Consider the following 15,495-nt stretch of genomic DNA (forward strand, 5'->3'; position numbering starts at 1 on the left):
GCTGCTGGCTGCGGTGCCTGAGGCACAACAGGGGCCGGGGCTGGCTTGGCGGCTTCGGCGCGCGCTGCGGCGGCACGTGCTTCCGCAGCCCGGCGTTCCTGATCGGCCAAGGCAGCGGCGATGGCACGCTGGCGGGCGTCCTGCTCTTCCTGACGCAGACCACCGGGCGCTGTCCGTTGCGGCTGACCCGAAGGGCGCGGCGCTTGACTTTGCTGCGGACGGTTAACTTCCGGCGCGGCTGGACGCTGGTGACCGGCGGCGCCTCCGCTGGCGGGCGGGGCACCGATGCGGCGCTTGGTTTCCACGACCACCGTCTTGGAGCGGCCATGGCTGAAACTTTGCTTGACGGTGCCCGTCGAAACATTGCCGCCGACACGCGGCTTCAACGTCAGCGGCGCGCGCTCACGTGATCCGTCGTTACGGGGGGTGTCATTGTTCTTATCGTCTTTTCCGTCGCTCATCCGGCTCGTCTTACTAACCCTTGGGAAATCTGGCCCTGTTGCCGGATTTCTGTTTCAAAAATATGTCTTTCCAACGCCCGATATACCATCAGCCGTCGAAATTGAGCGTGGCAGAGAAGACCAACACTCACAGTCTCGCGCAACGAATGCGCCTTATGGCTCCGGTCTTCGACCCCACCCTTCCGGGATAAGAGTTTCGAAACCCGACAGTCTTTTCATCTCTAAAGACCAACGCTTCACGCGCCGCCCCGACAGGAGTGCGACGTGTATGGCATTTTCCGTGCCCAAAGCCAAACTTAATTCGGCGTTACTAAAGCTTCCGCAGACGTTTGGCGAGTGCGTTTGTGCCGCAACCGCCGATAATATGCGTTTGCGGCCGTCTTCGGCACCGTCAGAGGCATCTATGACCCAGGCGGCCTTGCCCGATTTGACATTGGCCAGCACTTTTTCAAAGCCGTTGACGATACCGCCTTCGCGTCGCGCCAAACCGAGAAGATCAAGGCAGCGGCGACGCAGAAGGTCGTGAACAAGGGGCACAAGGGTGGGTTCGGCCTTCACCGGTCGTTTGGCCGCACGACTGAATATGTTCTTTTTCAGCGCAATTTCAAGAGCGCCACGCTCTGCAGCGACCCATAAGCCCCGCCCGGGCAATTTGTGGGCGATATCGGGCGTTAGCATTCCGTCCGGAGACACGACAAAGCGGATGAGACCGTCGGTTGGAACGGTCTCACCGCTGGCGATATCGCGGCGCTGAGGCTGGCCCTTTGAGCTTTCGCCCAGGACCAGCGCATCATCGGTGTCGGTTAGTGGCGCGGGCTCATTGTTCGGAGGTGGCGACATTTTCGCCCTCCTCTTCAAAATTACCAGCCTCGTCTGAGGCGCCGGCTTCCTCATAAGCCTCTTCTTCGACGACAGGAGCCTCGATCCAGCCGGCGGCGACGCGGGCATTGAGGATCAGGGCTTCGGCATCGCCTACGGACAGATTGAACGATTCCAGCGCGCCCGGAACGCGAACGCGTTCACCCCCGCGCTGCTCGAACCCGCCGCGGATTTCGTCGGTCGCCAGGTCGGCCAGGTCTTCGATCGTCTTAACACCGGCTTCGCCCAGAGCAACCGCCATCGGCATGGTGACGCCGTTGATGTCCAGCACACCGTCTTCAACGCCCAGCGCTTTGCGCTTGGCGTCCTGCTCAGCGGTTTCGCGCTCAAGGAAGTCACGCGCACGGGCTTGAAGCTCGGAGGCGGTATCTTCGTCAAAGCCTTCGATGACGGCGATTTCGTTTTCATCGACAAAGGCAAGGTCTTCGATGGAGGTAAAGCCCTCGGTGACCAGCAACTGGGCGATGACTTCGTCAACGTCGAGCGCTTCCTGGAACAGGGCGGTGCGTTCGGCGAATTCCTTCTGGCGACGCTCGCTGTCCTGAGATTCGGTGATGATATCGACCTGCCAGCCCGTCAATTGGGAAGCGAGGCGGACATTTTGCCCACGACGACCAATGGCGAGGGACAGTTGTTCGTCCGGCACGACCACTTCGACGCGGTCTTCTTCTTCATCCAGAACAACCTTCGACACTTCGGCCGGGGCCAGGGCGTTGACGATGAAGGTGGCTTCATCGGGCGACCACTGGATGATATCTATTTTTTCGTTCTGCAATTCGGCGACGACCGCCTGAACGCGCGAACCGCGCATACCGACGCAGGCGCCGACCGGATCAATCGAATTGTCGTTCGACAGAACGGCCATCTTGGCGCGCGATCCCGGATCACGTGCGACCGACTTGATTTCGATCACGTTATCATAGATTTCGGGCACTTCCTGCGCGAACAGCTTGGCCATAAAGCCACCATGGGCACGCGACAGCATGATCTGCGGGCCCTTGGTTTCACGACGCACATCATAGATATAGGCGCGGATACGGTCATTGACCTGGAAGGCTTCGCGCGGGATCGACTGATCGCGGCGCATAATGCCTTCGCCCTTACCGAGATCGACAATGACATTGCCGTATTCGACGCGCTTCACCGTGCCGTTGACGATATCGCCGACCCGGTCCTTGAATTCTTCGTACTGATGTTCGCGCTCGGCTTCGCGCACCTTGTGGGTCACGACCTGGCGGGCCATCTGGGTTTGGACGCGGCCCAGTTCAAACGGTGGCAGGATTTCGGAATATTCCTTACCGACAAAGGCTTCCTTATCGGTGCGCAGAGCATCGCTCAGCGAGCGTTGGGCATATTCGTTTTCCAGCTCGTCGTCATTTACCACGGTGACGTAGCGGGTAATGGTCATTTCGCCCGACTTCGGATCGATGAAGACGCGGATGTCATGATCGGCGCCGTAACGCGAGCGGGCTGCCTTCTGGATCGCCTCTTCAATGGAGGCGATGACCACGGACTTGTCGATCGACTTTTCACGCGCGACAGCCTCTGCGATCTGCAGCAGTTCCTGGCGGTTGGCGCTGATACCGGTGAAGCTCATGTGAGTTCCTTATTTTTCGTCGTTGGCAGGTTGATCGTCATCGAGGTCATCTTCGTCCTCGAAATCGTCATCAAATTCTTCGTCTTCGTCCTCATCGTCGCCGCGCGCGGCACGGGCTTCGGCGCCACGTTTCAACAGCTCGTCGTTGAGGATAAGCTTGGCGTCGACCACCCAGGCGAAGGGGATCAGAGCCGTTTCTTCCTCGCCCTCCAGATCGACGGCGATGTGATCGTCTTCGACACCGGCAACAATCCCGCGGAAGCGCTTGCGCCCCTCAGCCAGGCGATCAAGCTCAATACGCGCCTCAAGGCCTTCGTAGGTTTCGAAATCCTTCAAACGCGTCAACGGACGGTCGATGCCCGGCGACGACACTTCAAGCATATATTCGCCGGAAATCGGATCGGCTTCGTCCATATAGGCCGAAATGGCGCGCGACAGGCGGGCGCATTCATTGACATTGATATCGCCGTCCGTCTTGCGTTCGGCCATGACCTGAAGCCGGCGCGAACCGCCCGGCTTGCTTGAGCCTTGCAGGCGCACACGCACGATATCGAGGCCCAGCGTTTCGGCGATGGGGTCGAAGATTTCAATCAGCTTACGGTCTTCAGTCGTTTTGGCGCGCACGTGCAGGTCTTTTTGGTAATAAAAAAGGCGGCAGGCCGATGGCCGCCGCCGCTGCCTTTCGGCAATCGGACATTGTTGACAGCTATATAGTCCCGCTTCTTTCGTTTGCCAAGAGAAATAAAATCAGCGGGCTATACCGACACGCGATAGGCTTCCGGCGCCACGACCGGATAGAGGTGCCCGGAATACATGGCCAGCAGGAGGTAGGTCAGATAACCGCCAAGCCCCACGGTGACAATGAGCAATAGCCAGCCGACCGGTTTGTTGCTCTTCTTGAAGACGTCGTAAAAGATGCAGCCGAAATGGGTGAACAGGGCAAACACGCCCGCGCCGTAAAAGCCATAGCCCGCCCAGGTCCACGGCGCCACAAAACCGGCGGCAGCGAAATCAAAGTTGGTATCGAGATTAAAGACCAGCCGCGCCATGGCGATTGAGGCGACGTGCAGCAAAATGAACAGCACCATAATCAGGCCCGACGCGGCCTGTAATTGATGGATGAAGTCCTTTCGCTTCGCCCAGATTTCGAGGATCAGGGGAACGCCTGTGACGATCTGGACCAGGAAAGCCAGCATGACAGCCATTTCCACGACGGGATGCCGGTATACCAGGCGGGCCGCGTCCATGAACTGCGCGTGCGCCGGAATGCCCAATAAGCCTATGAAATGATTAGAAAAATGCAGAACCAAAAAGGCAAAGACGAACCCTGCCGATATTTTATGAACCCGTTCCATACGCTACGCCCCCGCCACGCCCCCAAGACGAAAGTTAACAATGTCTTAATTTTGCCAGCTTGGCTAGTGGGTTGCCAAACCGAACCTCCGCGTAAAAGCTTAGGCCCTCCGCCATCGAAGGTAGGGCATGTCATTTTTGGGTGTATTACGAGGCCCGAGGCGGAATGCGCCGAATTTGGAAGCCTGTCTTGCTCTGTTCGAAACCGACGTCGTGGTAGAATTTCAATGTACCGGGCTGTTTTGAGCCTGTGAGCAACATGACCTTGTAGCAGCCTGCCTGCCATGCCGCGTCTATAGCTTCGCTCAGAACGGCCTTTCCATACCCCCGCCTCCGGTGGGCCGGGCTGGTCACAACGTTTTCAATTAAACCGTACGGGGCTCCGCCGCGTGTCAGATTGGGGATGACCACAAGCGTACAAGTGGCGACGATAACCTCACCCACGTAACCTCCGAAGACGTTGCTTCCCGGATAACGCCTAAGCAGTTCCCACCTGTTCTGCCCTTCCGACGCAGTCATTTCTTTGTCACCGGGGTTCAGGTGACGATAAAGCTGAAGCAACTGGGGAATATCGTCCCGTTCGACTATTCGCACCTTCATCTGTAAGCCCTATGCGTTTGGGTGCTGCGATAGGGGCACCCCACCGCGGCGATAACTTTCGGAAAAAGCGATTGGCGGGATGGCACAAAGCCGTTCGAGCGCTTTCTATTTGCGGTAAAAATCGAAAAATACGGGTTTGCAGTCGCCAAGGCCCTTGGTTTCGTAGCGCGTGGTGACGTGATCCGCCGGCGGCGTATTCCAATCGGCCTGGCTCTGTGCCGTCCAGTCAAAATCCGCATTGGCGAGAAACCGTTGCAACGCCCAATCGGCATAGTCGGCCCAGTCTGTGGCGAAACGTACGCTGCCGCCTGGCTTCAGGACGCGGGCAAAGGCGGCGACGGTTTCCGGCTGGATAAAACGGCGCTTGTTGTGGCGCGCTTTCGGCCACGGATCGGCAAACAGGATGAAAATCCGCTCCAGGCTGGCGTCAGGCAGACTGTCCAGGAGTGGCCGGGCGTCTTCGGCCAAAATCGACACATTGGTGAGATGGCCATCGTCGATATGGCGCAGGGCAGAACCGACGCCATTGAGAAAAGGTTCGCAGCCAATAATATCGACGTGCGGATGGTTGGCGGCCTGCGCCGCCAGATGTTCGCCGCCACCAAAGCCTATTTCCAGCCACACCGACCGACCGGAGGCCAGCAGGGCAGAAACCCGCACCGGATTGGCTTCGATGCCCGGCAGAAGCGTATCGAACAGGCTGGCCTGTTGCGGCTTGATCTTACGCGACTTGACGCGGCCGAACGAGCGCATCAGGAATTTGGGAGTATCTTCTGACATGACACCTGAGAGACGAAAAAGGGAGCTATACGCGTCCGTATAACTCCCTCTCGTTTTTTTGCCAGACTGAATTCAGGCAAACGCCTAGAAGGCGCCCTTGAGCTGATCGACCAGATCGGTGTTTTCCCAACTGAATCCGCCGTCGCTATCGGGCGTGCGGCCGAAATGGCCATAGGCCGTGGTGCGCTCATAGATAGGACGATTGAGGCCTAAATGCAGGCGAATAGACTTCGGCGTCAGGCCGCCGATCAGTTCGGGCAGGATTTTTTCCAGCTTTTCCTCATCGACCTGGCCCGTGCCATGGGTGTCAACGTAGAAGGACAGCGGATGCGATACGCCGATGGCGTAGGATACCTGAAGCGTACATTTCTTGGCCAGGCCGGCCGCGACAACGTTCTTGGCCAGATAACGCAAAGCATAGGCCGCCGAACGGTCAACCTTGGTCGGGTCCTTACCGGAGAAGGCGCCACCGCCGTGGGGCGCCGCGCCGCCGTAGGTGTCGACGATGATCTTACGGCCGGTCAGGCCGGCGTCGCCATCGGGACCGCCAATGACGAAATTACCCGTGGGATTGACCAGCCATTCTGTATTTTCATCAACCATGCCAGCAGGCAGAACCTCAAGGGCATAGGGCTTGATGATGGCTTCAACATCCTGGGGCGTCAGGCCTTCCTGATGCTGATGCGAGATCAGCACCTTCAAGATGCGCGACGGCTTGCCATTCTCATAATGGACGGTCACCTGGCTTTTGGCATCCGGCTCCAGACGATGCTCGCCGGCATGGCGTACCTCGGCCAGGCGATGCAGGATGTTGTGCGACCATTGCAGCGGCGCCGGCGTCAGCTCTGCCGTTTCGTCGGTCGCGTAACCGAACATGATGCCCTGGTCGCCAGCCCCTTCGTCCTTATTGCCTGAAGAGTCGACCCCCATGGCGATGTCGCTCGATTGCGCATGCAAGTGGCAGGCGTAATCGGCCATGGCCCAATGGAAGCCTTTTTGCGCGTAGCCGATATCCTTGACGGCCTCGCGCACCTTGTCTTCAAGGCCTTCGATAATCTCACGGATCTGGTCATCGCCCGCTCTCACCTCACCGGCCAGAACGATGCGATTGGTAGTCACCAGGGTTTCGCACGCCACGCGGGCTTCGGGGTCGTTCGACAGAAAGGCATCGACGACGACGTCAGAAATACGATCAGCGACCTTGTCGGGATGTCCTTCCGACACGCTTTCGCTGGTGAAGATGTAATTTGAGCGCATGGACGAACTCTCTCTGCAGCAGATTTTGCATAACCATATAAAGATATGTTTATATGATCAAGAAGATAATACGTCCATCCGCAATTGACGGTTCACATCGCACCAAACAAAAAAACCCCGCCTTTAACAGGGCGGGGTTTTTTAATGAGTTAAGAAACCGCGTCTCAGGCGCCTTCTTCTTCGGCCAAGGCGCGCACCAGTTCCAGAATACGACGGCGGTGCTTAGCGTTCTTGATACGCGGGAAAGCCTCAGCCAATTCGATGCCTTCGGTCGTCATCAGGAAACCATGGACAAATTGTTCGGATTCGGATTCCGAAAATCCTTCCAAGCCTTCGTTTTCGCCATAGCCTTCGAAGAAATAGGCAACCGGCGCTTTGAGCGCTTTGGAAATTTCATAAAGCTTGGAAGCGCTGATACGGTTTGAGCCACGCTCGTACTTTTGAACCTGCTGAAACGTCAAATCGATCGTTTCCGCCAAGCCTTCCTGACTCATGCCCAAGAATTTACGACGCATTCTGACACGCGCACCCACGTGTAAATCCACCGGGTTTGGGCCACGCTCCACCTTAGAATTATCTTCCAATTTTGCCTCTTAATTTTGCTGTAGTCCAGTGATCCGACACGCCAAAACATACATTATACGCAATCGCATAGCGAAACTGTTCAATTAAAACCAGATTTTTTTATGGGGCTGCGGGTTTTTTTGCAGAAAAACCCTTTCTAGTAGAACGCTGAACAAGCAGAGCGATACTATGAATATAATAATCAGACTACGCTGCTGAGCGAAAGCGGTAACATGCGCGGGGTAAGGTAATGTGACATCACTATAGCCTGCTTCGCCCATACCCAGTTTTGTATTCGGAACTACTCTGCCCAGTGCATCTATTACCGCAGATATTCCCGTTGGAGTTGACCTGACCATTGGCACACCCTCTTCGATTGCTCTATAGCTGGCCAGATTAAGATGCTGAACCGGTCCCGTCGTCGGACCAAACCACGCGTCATTAGATATGTTAAGTATCCATTTCGGCCGCATTGCGTCGTTTGGTCTATAAGTGGTCATATCCAGGCTCGGAAAAATACCTTCGTAGCAAATCAAGGGTAAAACCCTTGGAACTCCCGGGAAGCTGTACGGTCGGGTACGGTCGCCAGGTGTAAAACTGTCGTCAAAGTGCGTCAGGGCTGACATGCCCAGCGGGTTGAGTATGTCCTGGTATGGGGTGAACTCCCCAAATGGCACCAGCTTGAATTTATTGTAGGCGCCTTCGACGCGTGTCACCCCGCCGGTCTTACGCAGCATGAGCATGGAGTTGCGATAGACCAATCGGCCCTTGGGCGTCAGTTCCTGCCGTGACGTCCCCATGATCAGCGACTGGTTTTCCGACAGCAGGTTCATCATGACCGGCAAGGTATAGGTGTCTTGGGCTGTCAGGTCCTCCCACATGATCGGCAGGGCCCCTTCCGGCCACAGGATCAACTGCGGCGCGACATGCCCCGGCTTCGGCGGCGCCTTGCTCATCCCGACGTAAAGATTGAACAGATGACGGAAGTTATCCTTGTCCCATTTGGCCGCCTGACTGACCGCCGGCTGAACAATACGGATAGCATAGCCGGTATCCCTTACGGATGTTGTCAATAAGCGCATCTGGCCGACAGCAAAGGCACCAATCAATATACAGGTTCCGAAGACCACCGGCGCGTAGCCGGCGGCCCCCTTCCCGCGCCGGACGACACCCACCGCCGAAAAGGCCAGAACCGTCAGGAAACCCAGGCCATAAACGCCGACATAGGCCGCCATCTGCGACATGGCGCTGCCTGCTTTCCAGGTCGAGCCCGCGGGATTCCACGGAAAACCGGACATGACTGTGCCACGCAGGATTTCGAAGATAGAGAACAGGGAGGCAAAGAAAATGAACCGCCACAAACCTTTCGGCGCCAATCTTGTATAGATGACGGCGAATAGACCCCAGAACAGGCCGATACCCGTGGGCAACAGGGTCGCCGCGAAGGGCGCCATCCAGCCATAGGTTTCCGCATCGACAAGAAATGCTTCAGCAACCCAGAAGCAGGAAATGAAGAAATAGAAGAAACCAGCCACCCAGCCCATGAAAAAGGCTGTGCGTTTTGGCCATTTGCCGAGATCGCGTTCAAGCGCGTACAGCAAAAGGCCATACCCGAGAAGTCCCGGCAGAAAGCCGAACGGCGGTTGCGCGAAGGCGATTAGCAATCCAGATATTGCCGCCAGCATACGCGGCCGTTTGCGCGGATCGCCAATGAAGGCAAGCACCGGCGCCAGGGCCGGATGCGTCAAAACCGCCGGCCGATCAGTCATCGGCAGCGGTCAGGTCGGCTGTCTCACGGACCCGGCGATGGAGGCGCAAGCGTTTGATACGGCGCGCGTCGGCATCCAGCACTTCGATATCAAATCCCGCCTGAGGGTAAGGCACCACTTCGCCCCGTTGCGGGACGCGTCCGGCCAGAACGGCAACCAGACCAGCCAGGGTATCGATTTCTTCTTCAGTGTCTTCCGGATAAAGTTTGAGACCAAGCTTTTCTTCCAGGGTGATCAATTCCACACGGCCATCGATCTCATACTGACCGTTCGGCAGTTCACGCATTTCTTCGTCAGCCGCCTCATCATATTCGTCGTCGATGTCGCCAACCACCGCTTCGACGAGGTCTTCAAGCGTCACAAGCCCGTCGGTGCCGCCAAACTCATCGATGACCAGCGCCATATGGATGCGTTGCGCCTGCATACGCAGCATCAGGTCGGCGGCCGTCATGGAAGACGGCACGTACAGAAGTTCGCGGCGCAGACGGTGCAGGACGGGCTCCGCCCAATTGGGTGCGGACCGACCCGGTTCTGGCGCCAGCAGCTTCAGGATGTCCTTGATGTGTACGACGCCCACGGGATCATCGAGCCCGTCGCGATAGATGGGCAGACGCGAATGCTCGCTTTCCACGCAGATACGCACCACGTCAGCCAGGGTCGAGGACAGTTCGATGGCGACGATATCGACGCGCGGCGTCATGACGTCGTAGACGCTCAGGCGCTGAAAGGCGCGGGCATGATCGATCAGATTGCTGGCGCCGGGACTGTCTTCCCGTTCGGCGGCTTCCTGCTCTGCCTTCTCCTGGGCCTTTGTCTTGAAGCCGAGAAAGGCGAAAAATGATTTCTTGGACGAGTCGTCTGGCTCAGCCATGGGTGTGTTCGGTTCCGTAAGGATCGGCGACACCGAGGGCCTTCAGGATGTCACGTTCAAGCGCTTCCATCTCTTCAGCCTCTGCGTCGGTCATGTGATCATAACCCAATAAATGCAAAGTGCCATGGATAGTCAGGTGCAGAACATGATTTTTCACGGTCTTGCCCTGCTCTTTTGCTTCCCTGACGCAGGTCTCCAGACCCAGGGCCATATCGCCCAGATGGGTCATGCCCGGCATCTGCATGTCCTTCGATGCCGGAAAACTCAGCACATTGGTGGCGGAATCCTTCTTGCGGTACTGTTTATTCAGCTCGCGCATCTCGCGGTCCTCGGTCAGAAGGACCACGACATCGGCCTGTCCGCTGATGTCCACGACGTTCAGCGCAGCCGTTACACCGGCCTCGACCACCGCCTGAACATCCGGCAGAACGTCCAGCCAATCGTCCGCCTCGATCTCAATATCTATCAAGGGTTCCACTTTTTCGCTCACGCCAACCTCAATCTGTCCAGATGAAACAGAGGATTCATATGTGTAGTCATCAGCTTTTGAACTCGTTGTCGTAGGCGCGCACGATCCGCGCCACCAGTTCGTGCCGGACGATGTCTTCGGCATGCAGCTCCGCCTTTCCGACGCCCTTCACCTTGTCGAGGAGATGAACGGCGTGGACCAAACCGGAATCGCCACGGTTCGGCAGGTCGATCTGCGATGGATCGCCCGTGACAACCATTTTCGAGCCTTCACCCAGGCGAGTCAGGATCATCTTCATCTGCATACGCGTGGTATTCTGCGCTTCATCGATGATGACATAGGCATAGGACAGGGTGCGGCCGCGCATATAGGCCAGAGGCGCGACTTCAATTTCACGCGACTCGCGTCTCTTGGCGAGCGCTTGTGCCCCGAGGATGTCGTCCAGCGCGCCCCAGATCGGCGTCAGATAGGGATCAATCTTCTCGTTCAGGTCGCCAGGCAGAAAGCCCAACCGCTCACCGGCCTCGACCGCCGGCCGGGTGATAATCAACTTGTCGACCGCGCCCTTCAGCAACAGCGATACGCCATGCGCCACCGCCAAGAAGGTCTTGCCCGAGCCCGCCGGACCGAGGGCGAAGACTAGATCGTTGTTTGCCAGTTCGTGCAGATAGGCCGCCTGACCTGCGGTCTTGGCGGCGATGGCGCCCCGCCGTCCCATTACGATGGTGTTGCGCTGGTCGAACGGAACCGACTGGCCTGCCGTTTCGACGGCCGTAGGCTGATTGATCAGGCCCCGTACATCGACTTCGCTGATGTCGATGCCTTGATCATACATATCGGCCAGGGCTATGATTACCGCCTTGGCTTTTTGGCGCGCGCGCGCATCGCCGGAAACAATCAGGCCGCCGCCGGGCATTTCGACCAGCACCTTGAACGCGCCTTCGATCATGGCGAGGTAGCGCTCGGCCGGACCGACCACAGCGAGGACACATGGGTCTGCGAGGGAAATAAAATCGTCTTTGACGGCAGCCATCAGGCCTCCACGGTCTCAGTGAGCAGCGCCCCCCGCAGGCTGTTATTGCCATTGGCGATGATTTTCACCGGATGAATCTGACCGATGAGGTCCACGGCGCCATCGACGTAAACCGATTGCAGGTACGGTGAACGGCCGATCGCCTGACCTTCCAGCCGGCCCCGTTTTTCGAACAATACATCCAGCGTCCGGCCAACCAGATTTTCCTTGAACGCCTGCTGCTGCTCGATAATCAGGGCCTGCAAGATTTGCAGTCGCTCATCGGCAACCGTGTCGGGCACCTGGCCCGGCATGGCAGCAGCCGGGGTGCCCGGTCGCGGCGAATATTTGAACGAAAACGCCGACGCGTAGCCAACCTGGCGGATTAGGTCGAGCGTATCTTCGAAATCCTTATCGGTTTCGCCGGGGAAGCCTACGATGAAGTCTCCGGACAGGGCCAGATCAGGACGCGCCGCCTTGATACGGTCGATCAGGTCGAAATAGCTTTGACGGCCATGCTTGCGGTTCATGGCGCGCAGGATCTTGTCCGAACCCGACTGAACCGGCAGGTGCAAATACGGCATGACGGCGGGCAGGTCGCGGTGGGCGTCAATCAGGTCCTGACCCATGTCGTTGGGGTGCGACGTGGTGTAGCGCAGGCGGTCGATGCCGGGAATATCCGCCAAGGCGTACATGAGTCGCGCCAGGGTCGATTGCATGCCGTCGGCATTTAGGCCGTTGTAGGCATTGACGTTTTGGCCCAGGAGCGTCAGCTCCCGTACACCCTTGTCCGCCAGGGCCCGAGCTTCGTCCAGGATGGAGGCAATCGGGCGCGACCATTCGGCGCCACGCGTATAGGGAACGACACAGAAGGTACAGAACTTGTCGCAACCTTCCTGAACGGTCAAGAAAGCCGTCGGACCGGAAACGGTGCGATCCGCCGTCAGGGCGTCAAACTTGGCTTCCGGCGCAAAATCAGCGGACAGGCGCTCACCCTTCGACCGGTGCGTCCGCGCGATCAGTTCGGGAAGTTGATGATAGGCCTGAGGACCGACGACCAGATCGACCGCGGGCGCACGATTCATGATTTCCTTGCCCTCGGCCTGGGCAACACAGCCGGCAACGGCGATGGTCATGCGCCCCTCGCCCCTGGCTTCCTTTTCTTCGCGCATTTCCCGCAGGCGCCCGATTTCGGAATAGACCTTTTCGGCAGCCTTTTCGCGGATATGGCAGGTATTGAGCAGTACGAGATCAGCCCCTTCCGCCTTGTCCGACACCTCATAGCCCAGCGGACGCAGGATATCGATCATGCGTTCGCTGTCATAGACATTCATCTGACAGCCATAGGTCTTGATATGCAGCTTCTTCAAAGGGACGTGATCGTTCATCAGGGCGTTATGGTCGTTTGTGGATAGAAATTCAAGGGTTGGCAGAAATTCAGGCATCCGGTGGGCCTCGAAAACAGGCAAAAAAGCCGGGCCCAAACGGGTCCGGCTTCGGTAATCATGACAAGGCGTTCGCTCAAGCCTGAATGGTCTTATTTTTCTTCGCCGATCGGCACGCCATAGAGTTCAAGCTTATGGCCGACCAATTTGTAACCCAGCTTTTCGGCCAGGGCTTCCTTCATGGCCTCGATCTCTTTGTCGTAGAATTCGATGACCTGGCCGGTCTTGATATTGATCAGATGGTCGTGATGGTCGTCACCGGCCTGTTCATAGCGCGACCGACCGTCACCAAAATCATGCCGCTCGACGACGCCCGCCTCTTCGAAGAGACGCACGGTGCGATACACGGTGGCCAGCGAAATGTTCGGATCAACGGCGGCGGCGCGGTGATACAGCTCTTCGACGTCCGGATGATCTTCGGCTGCTGAGAGCACACGCGCCACGACCCGACGCTGATCGGTCATCCGCATGCCTTTTTCGATACATTGCTTTTCGATGCGATCCATGGCCTGCGCTCCCGTTGGATTAGATATATTTCCGGGTTGTGCGGCATTCCGCCGCTGCGGCCAGATGTAAGATGTTGCGCGCTACAACGCAAGCCTGAGAATGTGCGCGTCCGCCGGCGGCTTGTCCTTGCGGGTGTAATAGGCCTTGCGCCGTCCGGTTTTCTTGAAGCCCACGGACTCGTAGAGCCGCAAGGCCGCCGGATTGTCGATAGCAACCTCAAGAAATAATGATTCTGCGCCTTCGTTGCGCACGGTGGTAATGACCTGTTCCAGCAGCATACGAGCCAGGCCGCGCTTCTGGAAATTCGGATCCGTACAGATGGTCAGGATTTCACCCTCACCCGCCACCACCGTCATGACCACAAAGCTGACGATCTCGCCGTCGACATCGAAGACGTAGGTGCGATGGTGCGGTTTGATAAGGAGGTCAGCGAAGACGCCTTCGCTCCAGCCGTAGTCGAAACAGCGTGTATGAATATGTTCCAGCTGTTTGGACGGTGCGTCGAGCTGGCGGATGGTCGTCATATTCAAGCGGACTCGTTAAGGCTTATAATGCCGCGCGTGGACGCAATGGCGTCCGCCTCGCGCATGTAAAGCGGGGTCAAATCATCGTGACCCGCATCTACGGTCAGGCGGCAAAGGGCGTCAAGCGATGGCCACGTTTGGGGGAATTCCGCCATTCCAGGCCAGTATTCCGCTAGAAGAGATACCGCCGGTCCGGTCATTACTTCGATCGGATTTTTGGCTGCGAAAGCCGCTATCTCTTCGGGGTACGCAAGATCGAGTGTGGCCGGTGCGCGGTGCGCATTTTCAGCATCGAAGCACTGAACGTAAACCTGTCCGCGTCCCCCGTTGATCACCGCCATACGCGCCTTGCCACCCAGCGCCGCGTGACGGGCGAGCGCTTCCAGCGTGCCCACCCCTTTGAGCGCGACGCCCGCGCCAGCCGCCAGCCCCTTGGCGAATGACAGGCCAACGCGCACGCCTGTGAATGAACCCGGTCCTAAGGTGACACCGATGACGGTCAGGTCGCGGGGGGCAATACCGGTCGCGCGAAAGGCGTCGAGCGCCATGACCGGGAGGCGTTCCTGCTGACCACGCGTCATTTCTTCATGACAAGAAAACAGACACGATTCGCCATCGAACAGCCCCAGGCCGCACGCATTGAGCGAGGTGTCGATGACCAGACGAGCGTCCAATTAGAGGACCTGCTCGATGGTCTTTACCTCCGGCACGTAGTGCTTCATCAGGCTTTCAACGCCCTGGCGCAGGGTCGCGGACGAAGACGGGCAGCCAGAACAGGCCCCACGCATATGCAGGTACAAGGTCCCGGTATCGAGGTCGAACCGGTCGAATTCGATATCGCCGCCATCCTGCGCCACGGCAGGACGTACGCGGGTATCGAGGAGGTCCTTTATTTCAGCGACGATCTGACCCAGTTCGCCCTCATAGACGATTTCGTCTTTTTGTACGAGGTCACGCAGGATCGGCTGGCCCGAGGAATAGAAGTCCATGATCGCCGCCAGGATCGGGGGCTTGAGCTGGGCCCAGATTAGCTCAGATTCCGGCGAACGGCGAACGGTAAGAAAATCACTGCCGAAAAAGAGACCCATGACACCATCGATCCTGAACAGGGCTTCGGCCAGCGGCGAGCTTTGGGCATCGTCGGATGTGCGGAATTCCCGCGTTCCGGTGTCAAGCACATCCTGTCCGGGAATGAACTTGATGACATCAGGGTTGGGCGTGGCTTCGGTCTGGATAAACATGGCGATACCTTGGGGCGATCGAAAGGCGGACTTTTCGTGAATACTCCGCGTAAATGGGCGCAAACCGTAAGGATGACAAGAGGGTTGTTGTGCGTGATTGCTGTGTGAAACGCAATCCGCCTCCCAACCGTGCGGCGGGAGGCGGAATTCAGAGGCGTCGCGGAGA

The 15,495-nt window shown here is 57.8% G+C and carries 18 protein-coding genes; all 18 read right to left on the minus strand.

All coding sequences use genetic code 11. From position 1 onward, the window contains the following. Positions 1-461: IF-2-associated domain-containing protein (locus AEAC466_RS23075; RefSeq protein WP_035428925.1), on the minus strand; the 461-nt coding region annotated here is incomplete at its 3' end. Positions 462-614: 153 nt separating this feature from the next. After that, positions 615-1,301 (minus strand): RNA-binding protein, encoded by a 687-nt coding sequence (locus tag AEAC466_RS23080; RefSeq protein ID WP_023456048.1) that lies wholly within the window; start codon positions 1,299-1,301, stop codon positions 615-617. Then, complete coding sequence (gene nusA, locus AEAC466_RS23085; RefSeq protein WP_023456049.1) at positions 1,279-2,937, minus strand: transcription termination factor NusA; 1,659 nt, start codon at positions 2,935-2,937, stop codon at positions 1,279-1,281. The genes AEAC466_RS23080 and nusA overlap by 23 nt, the downstream gene beginning before the upstream one ends. Before the next feature lie 9 nt (positions 2,938-2,946). Further along, positions 2,947-3,561 (minus strand): ribosome maturation factor RimP, encoded by a 615-nt coding sequence (gene rimP / locus AEAC466_RS23090; protein WP_023456050.1) that lies wholly within the window; start codon positions 3,559-3,561, stop codon positions 2,947-2,949. A 131-nt stretch (positions 3,562-3,692) separates the two neighbouring features. Further along, positions 3,693-4,292, minus strand: coding sequence for a hypothetical protein (locus AEAC466_RS23095; RefSeq protein ID WP_023456051.1), 600 nt, complete (start codon positions 4,290-4,292; stop codon positions 3,693-3,695). A 145-nt stretch (positions 4,293-4,437) separates the two neighbouring features. Then, positions 4,438-4,890: a GNAT family N-acetyltransferase gene (locus tag AEAC466_RS23100; RefSeq protein WP_023456052.1), complete on the minus strand. Its 453-nt coding sequence runs from the start codon at positions 4,888-4,890 to the stop codon at positions 4,438-4,440. Between the two features lie 105 nt (positions 4,891-4,995). Further along, positions 4,996-5,670 (minus strand): tRNA (guanosine(46)-N7)-methyltransferase TrmB, encoded by a 675-nt coding sequence (gene trmB, locus AEAC466_RS23105; RefSeq protein ID WP_023456053.1) that lies wholly within the window; start codon positions 5,668-5,670, stop codon positions 4,996-4,998. Positions 5,671-5,754: 84 nt separating this feature from the next. Then, positions 5,755-6,927 (minus strand): methionine adenosyltransferase, encoded by a 1,173-nt coding sequence (gene metK, locus AEAC466_RS23110; protein WP_023456054.1) that lies wholly within the window; start codon positions 6,925-6,927, stop codon positions 5,755-5,757. A gap of 164 nt (positions 6,928-7,091) precedes the next feature. Then, positions 7,092-7,442, minus strand: a complete 351-nt coding sequence (locus AEAC466_RS23115; RefSeq protein ID WP_444826213.1) for a helix-turn-helix domain-containing protein — start codon at positions 7,440-7,442, stop codon at positions 7,092-7,094. Positions 7,443-7,595: 153 nt separating this feature from the next. After that, positions 7,596-9,260 (minus strand): apolipoprotein N-acyltransferase, encoded by a 1,665-nt coding sequence (gene lnt / locus AEAC466_RS23120; protein ID WP_023456056.1) that lies wholly within the window; start codon positions 9,258-9,260, stop codon positions 7,596-7,598. Beyond that, positions 9,253-10,131 (minus strand): hemolysin family protein, encoded by an 879-nt coding sequence (locus tag AEAC466_RS23125; protein WP_023456057.1) that lies wholly within the window; start codon positions 10,129-10,131, stop codon positions 9,253-9,255. The genes lnt and AEAC466_RS23125 overlap by 8 nt, the downstream gene beginning before the upstream one ends. Further along, on the minus strand, positions 10,124-10,621 hold the full coding sequence (gene ybeY / locus AEAC466_RS23130; RefSeq protein ID WP_023456058.1) for an rRNA maturation RNase YbeY: 498 nt from the start codon (positions 10,619-10,621) through the stop codon (positions 10,124-10,126). The genes AEAC466_RS23125 and ybeY overlap by 8 nt, the downstream gene beginning before the upstream one ends. Positions 10,622-10,670: 49 nt before the next feature. Next, complete coding sequence (locus tag AEAC466_RS23135) at positions 10,671-11,633, minus strand: PhoH family protein (RefSeq protein WP_023456059.1); 963 nt, start codon at positions 11,631-11,633, stop codon at positions 10,671-10,673. Then, positions 11,633-13,000: a tRNA (N6-isopentenyl adenosine(37)-C2)-methylthiotransferase MiaB gene (gene miaB / locus AEAC466_RS23140; protein ID WP_031237907.1), complete on the minus strand. Its 1,368-nt coding sequence runs from the start codon at positions 12,998-13,000 to the stop codon at positions 11,633-11,635. Before miaB ends, AEAC466_RS23135 begins: the two co-directional genes overlap by 1 nt. A gap of 149 nt (positions 13,001-13,149) precedes the next feature. Beyond that, the gene (locus tag AEAC466_RS23145; protein WP_023456061.1) at positions 13,150-13,563 is read right to left on the minus strand and encodes a Fur family transcriptional regulator; all 414 of its coding nucleotides are present in this window, start codon (positions 13,561-13,563) and stop codon (positions 13,150-13,152) included. A gap of 81 nt (positions 13,564-13,644) precedes the next feature. Then, entirely contained in the window at positions 13,645-14,088 is a 444-nt protein-coding gene (gene rimI / locus AEAC466_RS23150) for a ribosomal protein S18-alanine N-acetyltransferase (RefSeq protein WP_031237908.1), read from the minus strand. Positions 14,089-14,090: 2 nt separating this feature from the next. Then, positions 14,091-14,762, minus strand: a complete 672-nt coding sequence (gene tsaB / locus AEAC466_RS23155; RefSeq protein WP_023456063.1) for a tRNA (adenosine(37)-N6)-threonylcarbamoyltransferase complex dimerization subunit type 1 TsaB — start codon at positions 14,760-14,762, stop codon at positions 14,091-14,093. Then, positions 14,763-15,329 carry a NifU family protein gene (locus AEAC466_RS23160; RefSeq protein WP_023456064.1) on the minus strand — a complete coding sequence of 189 codons (567 nt, stop codon included), beginning with the start codon at positions 15,327-15,329 and terminating at the stop codon, positions 14,763-14,765. It abuts the gene before it with no gap. Positions 15,330-15,495: the final 166 nt, after the last annotated feature.

Origin of the sequence: Asticcacaulis sp. AC466 (assembly GCF_000495815.1) — a bacterium.
Taxonomy (GTDB): domain Bacteria; phylum Pseudomonadota; class Alphaproteobacteria; order Caulobacterales; family Caulobacteraceae; genus Asticcacaulis.